Genomic DNA, 6,001 nt, shown 5'->3' on the forward strand with positions numbered 1-6,001 from the left:
CCTCGGGTTCTCCGGTTGGATCACGGAAGGCCCACCCACTCGGTCGAGCCGTCCTGAAGGCTCTGGTGCTTCCAGATCGGGGTCTGCGCCTTGAGCGTGTCGATCAGGTCCCGGCAGGCATCGAAGGCCTGCCCGCGGTGCGGAGCGGATGCCGCGACGACGACCGCCAGGTCACCGATGGCCAGCGACCCCGTGCGGTGCACGGCGGCGACCCGCCGGGCCTGCGACCGGCCGAGCACCTCGGCGCAGACGCGGTTCAGCGTGTCGAGGGCGCTCGGGTGGGCCTCGTAGTCGAGCGACGTCACTGCCGCACCGTGGTCGTGGTCGCGCACGACGCCGACGAAGAGGGCGATGCCGCCACAGCTCGGATGCCGGACGGCATCGAGCACCTCGTCGACGGACAACGGCTGGTCGCGCAGGGCGACGAGGGCGACCGGGTCAGGGTCGGTCGTCAATGGTGCTCCTCGGCAGCGGTGACCGGCGGGAACCATCTGGGCCGGATCGTGGTTGGCTTGTCTCGAGACGACATCCTCTCACCCGAATGCCAGGAGCCCCGCGTGAACGACCCCGCCGACGACGCCTCCGCACTGCCCCCCGAGATCGAGAAGCTGCTGCGGGACCTCACCGGTGGTGCACCCCTGGACCCGCAGCTCGCCTCGATGATGCAGGGCATGGGCCTGGACAAGGTCGACCCGCAGATGCTCGCGATGGTCATGGGCCAGGTCCAGGCGATGTTCTCCGCCCCCGAGAGCGAGCACGCCGTCAACGCCACCCTGGCCACCGACATGGCCCTCAAGACGGTCTCGGCCCAGGGCGACACCCTCGCGACGAGCGCCGACCAGCGCGAGGCCGCCGAGGCCGTCCAGGTCGCCGGGCTCTGGCTCGACGCCGTCACCGACCTCACGACGCCCGGCCTGCACGGTGTCGCCTGGAGCGCGGCCGAGTGGGTCGAGGCGACGATGCCGGTCTGGACCGACCTCGTCGAGCCGATCGCCGCGGGAGTCACCGATGCCGTGACGACCGCCCTCGGGTCGCAGCTCGAGCAGCTGGGCAACCTCGAGAACCGCGGCGACGCCGGCATCCCGGGGCTGCCGGGCGGCATCCCCGCCGGCATGCTCGACCAGGCCGGGCCGATGCTGCGCCGCATGCACGGCTCGATGTTCTCCATGCAGCTCGGCCAGGGCACGGGCACCCTCGCGGGTGAGGTGCTGACCGGCTGCGAGGTCTCGCTCCCCCTCGTCCCGGCCCCCACCGTCGCCCTCATGCCGGCCGCGCTGCGCACGTTCGCGCAGGGCCTCGAGGTCGACGAACCGCAGGCCCGGCTCTACCTCGCGGTGCGCGAGGTGGCCCGGGTGCGGCTGTTCGGCGCCGTGCCGTGGCTGGCCCCCGCCCTGCTGGCCGCGGTGCGCGACTACGCGGCGGACATCACCATCGACACCAGCGCCATCGAGGAGGCCGTGCGCTCCATCGACCCCTCCGACCCCGAGGCCGTGCAGCAGGCCCTCCAGGGGCGGATGTTCGCCCCGCAGCCCTCCCCCGCGCAGCAGGCTGCCCTGACCCGCCTCGAGACCTGGCTGGCCCTGGTCGAGGGCTGGGTCGACGTCGTCACCGATCGCGCCACCCGCGAGCACCTGCCCCAGGCCGACGCGCTCGGTGAGGCCGTGCGCCGGCGCCGGGCAACGAGCGGCCCGGCCGAGAAGGCCTTCGAGGCGCTCGTCGGGCTCGAGCTGCGCCCCCGCCGGTTGCGTGACGCCGCCAACCTGTTCTCCGCCCTCGAGGACTCCGGCGACGCCGCCACGCGCGATGCCCCGTGGCGCCACCCCGACCTCGCCCCGTCTGCCGCGGACCTCGACGACCCCCTCGGCTACGTCGAGCGCACGTCCTCGCCGACGACCGACGACATGGACGCAGCGCTGGACGCCCTGCTGCGCGGCGAGGACCCCGCGTGAGCGAAGGCGGCTTCGCTCACCTTCGAGCGGATGCCGTCGACGTCCTGTCGCGGTGGACGGCACCGGATGCCGGGCAGGCTCGCCTGCGCGAGGAGTACCTCGCCCATCTCGCCGCCCACCCCGACGGCGTCGCCAAGACCGGCCCACCCGCGCACCTCACGGCGTCGTGCCTGGTCGTCGACGCGGCCCGCGCACAGGTGCTGCTGACGCACCACCGCAAGGCCAGGGCGTGGTTCCAGTTCGGCGGCCACCTCGAGGCCGGTGACGCATCGGTGTGGGAGGCGGCACGGCGCGAGGCACGCGAGGAGTCCGGGATCGGTGCGCTCGAGCCCTTGCCCGACCCCGTGCAGCTCGACCGGCACGAACTCGTCGGTGCCTTCGGCCACTGCCGCGAGCACCTCGACCTGCGCTACGTCGCGCTCGCGCCCGACGGGGCGGCGGGGGTCGTCAGCGAGGAGTCGCTCGACGTGCGCTGGTGGCCGATCGACGCCCTGCCCGCCGGCACGCGGGCCGAGCTCGCGCCACTGGTGTCACTCGCGTTGCGTGCCCTCGACGCCGGCTGACTGCTCGACGGCTGACTGCTCGACGGCTGACTGCTCGACGGCTGATTCGACGTCGGCTGGCCCGTCGACAGGGTCCTCGTCCGGCCCGGGGGCCAACCCCTCGGCGTGCGCGAAGCCGTCGAGGAACCCGCGGGCCCGGTCGAGCTTGGGGTAGGACGCGAGCAGGCGCCAGAACGCCGGGCCGTGACCCGGCACGAGCAGGTGCGCCAGCTCGTGGAGCAGCACGTAGTCCAGCACGTGGTTCGGCACGTCACGCAACCGGTCGGAGACCCGGATGGTGCCGTCGCCCGGTGTGCACGAGGCCCACCGGCGACCCATGGTCGAGACCCAGCGCACGCTCGTGGGCCGCGCGTGCCCCCCGAGGTACTTCTGCGACAGGTGCGCCGCCCGGGCCTGCAGCTCGTCGTCCCCGCGAGCGCGGCGGCGGTCACCGGCGGTGAGCCGGGTCAGCATCCGGGTCACCCACCGCTCCTCCTCGGCGGCGCTGAAGGATGCCGGGATGAGCACGACGGTGCGCTCGCCCTCTCGATACGCGCTGACCGTGCGGCGCCGGCGGCGACTCCGGCGGACCTCGACGTCCTCCCTGCTCACACCCGCAGACTAGGCCCGGAGCGCTCGGGGTGGGGCGGATGGTGCCGAAGTGGTGTGCGGTGCGGGAGTGGCTGCGTCCCCCTCGCGGGACCCGCGCGTCCGCCTGATCCGCAGCGGGCACGTGGCTAGGGTTTGAGCCACCCTGCCGCCTGCGCGGCACCCACACCTGATCGACGCGGCTGCCCAGCCGGGCGTCGACGACAAGGAGAGATCATGGCTGACGAGACCTACAAGGGCGAGTTCTACTGCGTGAAGTGCAAGGAGAAGCGCCAGGCCGAGGGCAAGGTCGTCGTCTCCGAGAACGGCCGCCGGATGGCCAAGGGTGTGTGCCCGGTCTGTGGCACCAACCTCAACCGCATCCTCGGCAAGGCCTGACCGAACCTCCACCCGCGGCCCCGGTCCTGGTGGGACCGGGGCCGCGTGCTGTCCGGGGACCCTGCGGTGCGTGGGCTGCGCGACGAACAGCCTGTGGACGACGGTTTTCAGCCCTGCGGGCAGGGCAGGATGGCACCGGCGGCCGGGGTGGCTCCGGTCGGGGTCGCACCGGTCGCATCGGACCGGTCAGGTCGGGCCAGTCAGGTCGGGCCAGTCAGGTCGGGGGTGGAGATGCAGGGACGGTCAGGGGCCGGGCACGTCATCGTCGACGGAACCGGCCTCTTCGCGGACGAGCTCGTGGCGCAGTTGCGCCGCTGCGAGGTGCCGGTCGTGGGGGGAGCGCACGCTGCGGACGGTGCCGAGCTCGCCCTCGCCGAGGGCGAGCCGGCCCCGACTGCGGTCGTCGTGGTCGCCCGTGACCGCCCCCCTCGCTGGGCGGGCACCCCGTGGCAGGCCCGCGGCATCCCTCACCTGCCAGTGGTGGTCGGTGCCGGCCGGGTCGTCGTCGGCCCGCTCGTCCTTCCCGGCAGCACGGCGTGCCTGCGCTGCTGCGGCGACGCCTGGGCCGAGGCCCGGGGCGGTGCGTCGCCACGCACCCGTGCGGCCGCTGGGGCACCCGGTGCCGACGGCATCCGGCCCGACCACCCGGCATCCGACACGCCGTCGGGCACGGTGGTCCTGGCCTGCGCCGTCGCCACCGTCATCGTCCTGTCGACCCTGCGAGGAGACGTGTCTCTGGGCGGAATCTCGACCGAGATCGGCCTCGCCGACGTGACCTTGACCCATCGTCTGTGGAACGTGCGTGCCGACTGTGGGTGTGCGCGGGTGAGAATGGCAGGGTGACCGACATCCCGCGGAGCTCCATCGCCCGCACCGCCAAGCTCGTCGGCCTGCCCCTGGGGCACGCCGGCCGGGTCGCCATGGGCGTGGGCAAGCGGGTGGGTGGGCGACCGGCCGAGGCCGTCGCCGCCGAGCTGCAGGCCCGCACGGCCGAACAGCTGTTCACCGTTCTCGGGCAGCTCAAGGGCGGCGCGATGAAGTTCGGTCAGGCCCTGTCGGTCATGGAGGCCGCGATGCCCGAGGAGCTGGCCGGGCCGTACCGGGCCACGCTCACCAAGCTCCAGGAGTCCGGGCCGCCGATGGGCGCCGACCGGGTGCACGAGATCCTCGCCCGCGAGCTCGGCCCCCGCTGGGCCAGCACCAAGCTCGTCGAGTTCGACGACGTCCCGGCTGCGGCGGCCTCGATCGGTCAGGTGCACAAGGGGGTCTGGCGCGATGGTCGCGAGGTCGCCGTCAAGCTCCAGTACCCGGGAGCGGCCGAGGCGCTGCTCTCCGACCTCAACCAGATCTCGCGGGTGGCCCGGATGGCCGGGTCGTGGGTGCCCGGCATCGACATCAAGCCGATCATGGCCGAGCTCAAGGCCCGCATGAGCGAAGAGCTCGACTACCACCTCGAAGCGCGCAACCAGCGGCACTTCGCCAACGCCTTCCGCGGCGACGAGGACGTCCTGATCCCCGAGGTGCTCGTGGACTCCAAGCACGTCATCGTCACCGAGTGGATCGACGGCACGCCCCTCGCGAGCGTCATCACGAACGGCACCACGCAGGAGCGCGACGAGGCCGCGACCCTCTACCTCGAGTTCCTCCTGCGCGCCCCGAACCGGGCTCGCATGCTGCACGCCGACCCCCACCCCGGCAACTTCCGGATCACCGACGACGGCCGGCTCGCCGTGTTCGACTTCGGGGCCGTCAACCGCCTTCCGCACGGGCTGCCCGCATCGCTCGGGCGCGTGCTCACCGAGGCGCTGGCCGGTGACGCCGTGGCCCTCGAAGCCGTGCTGCGCGAGGAAGGCTTCATCCGCAAGGGCATCGCCATCGACCCCGACGCGCTGCTCGAGTACCTCAAACCCCTGGTGGAACCCCTCCTGCACGACCAGTTCACCCCGACCCGCGAGTGGCTCCGCGGGGCCGCGGCCACCCTTCAGGACCCCCGCCGCCCCCAGTTCCTCATCGGCCTCAAGCTCAACCTGCCGCCGGAGTACCTGCTCATCCACCGGGTGTGGCTCGGCGGCATCGGTGTGCTCAGCCAGATCGGCGGCACCGTGCCACTGCGCGAACTCGTCTGCGCGCACCTGTCCGGCATCGACGAGTCACGTCTGCCCCCCTCCCCCAGCTGAGCAGACCCGCCTCACCACCAGGAGGAGTCGAGCTTCCCCTCGATGCTGCGCAGGAACCGGCGGCTGCACTGCTCGCAGGTCCAGGTGTCCCGCCCGTTCTCGACGCCCCTGGCCCAGGTGATCCGCGCCAGGGAGAGCGCCTCGGCGCCGTCGGGTGTGGCACCGCACGACGCGCAGACGATGTCGGATGCCGGTCGGCCGGCATCCGCCGTCGGTGCCGTGTCGTCGGGCCCGGCCATCGGGCTCAGGCCCCGGCCTTGGCAGCGGCCTTCGCGGCCTTCTTGAAGTCGCGGACCTTCTGCAGCGACTCGGCATCGACGACGTCGGCCACCGAGCGGAAGGAGCC

At 73.0% G+C, this 6,001-nt stretch carries 8 protein-coding genes and 1 pseudogene; 5 read left to right on the forward strand and 4 right to left on the reverse strand.

Going from position 1 to position 6,001, the window contains the following annotated elements; genetic code table 11:
• Positions 1-20: 20 nt before the first annotated feature.
• The gene (locus tag PLL68_RS00225) at positions 21-455 is read right to left on the reverse strand and encodes a molybdenum cofactor biosynthesis protein MoaE (RefSeq protein WP_324530505.1); all 435 of its coding nucleotides are present in this window, start codon (positions 453-455) and stop codon (positions 21-23) included.
• Between the two features lie 102 nt (positions 456-557).
• On the opposite strand from PLL68_RS00225, the gene PLL68_RS00230 reads away from it, so the two are divergent.
• Both PLL68_RS00230 and PLL68_RS00235 read left to right on the forward strand, forming a co-directional pair.
• A complete protein-coding gene (locus PLL68_RS00230; RefSeq protein ID WP_324530507.1) occupies positions 558-1,949 on the forward strand; it encodes a zinc-dependent metalloprotease in 1,392 nt (463 codons plus the stop codon).
• Positions 1,946-2,512 (forward strand): NUDIX hydrolase, encoded by a 567-nt coding sequence (locus tag PLL68_RS00235; RefSeq protein WP_324530509.1) that lies wholly within the window; start codon positions 1,946-1,948, stop codon positions 2,510-2,512. The genes PLL68_RS00230 and PLL68_RS00235 overlap by 4 nt, the downstream gene beginning before the upstream one ends.
• Here the strand turns inward: PLL68_RS00235 and PLL68_RS00240 are convergent.
• Positions 2,480-3,103, reverse strand: a complete 624-nt coding sequence (locus PLL68_RS00240) for a M48 metallopeptidase family protein (RefSeq protein WP_324530511.1) — start codon at positions 3,101-3,103, stop codon at positions 2,480-2,482. The genes PLL68_RS00235 and PLL68_RS00240 overlap by 33 nt on opposite strands.
• A 213-nt stretch (positions 3,104-3,316) precedes the next feature.
• Between PLL68_RS00240 and PLL68_RS00245 the strand changes: the two genes are divergently transcribed.
• From PLL68_RS00245 to PLL68_RS00255, 3 genes are all read left to right on the forward strand, one after another.
• Positions 3,317-3,478, forward strand: a complete 162-nt coding sequence (locus tag PLL68_RS00245) for a DUF5679 domain-containing protein (protein WP_324530513.1) — start codon at positions 3,317-3,319, stop codon at positions 3,476-3,478.
• Positions 3,479-3,709: 231 nt separating this feature from the next.
• Entirely contained in the window at positions 3,710-4,321 is a 612-nt protein-coding gene (locus PLL68_RS00250; protein ID WP_324530514.1) for a hypothetical protein, read from the forward strand.
• Entirely contained in the window at positions 4,318-5,655 is a 1,338-nt protein-coding gene (locus PLL68_RS00255) for an ABC1 kinase family protein (protein WP_324530516.1), read from the forward strand. Before PLL68_RS00250 ends, PLL68_RS00255 begins: the two co-directional genes overlap by 4 nt.
• A gap of 11 nt (positions 5,656-5,666) precedes the next feature.
• On the opposite strand, the gene PLL68_RS00260 is transcribed toward PLL68_RS00255, so the two are convergent.
• On the reverse strand, positions 5,667-5,894 hold the full coding sequence (locus PLL68_RS00260; protein ID WP_324530517.1) for a hypothetical protein: 228 nt from the start codon (positions 5,892-5,894) through the stop codon (positions 5,667-5,669).
• A 5-nt stretch (positions 5,895-5,899) separates the two neighbouring features.
• A pseudogene (locus PLL68_RS00265) lies at positions 5,900-6,001 on the reverse strand (HhH-GPD-type base excision DNA repair protein); the annotation flags it as partial.

The organism is Ornithinibacter sp., from assembly GCF_035443565.1.
In the GTDB taxonomy this organism is placed as follows: Bacteria; Actinomycetota; Actinomycetes; order Actinomycetales; family Dermatophilaceae; genus Fodinibacter.

What these genes read in the sequence shown, in the direction of transcription:
- PLL68_RS00260 (WP_324530517.1), bottom strand. Translation starts at nt 5,894, where the DNA reads ATGGCCGGGCCCGACGACACGGCACCGACGGCGGATGCCGGCCGACCG.
- PLL68_RS00245 (WP_324530513.1), top strand. Translation starts at nt 3,317, where the DNA reads ATGGCTGACGAGACCTACAAGGGCGAGTTCTACTGCGTGAAGTGCAAG.
- PLL68_RS00250 (WP_324530514.1), top strand. Translation starts at nt 3,710, where the DNA reads ATGCAGGGACGGTCAGGGGCCGGGCACGTCATCGTCGACGGAACCGGC.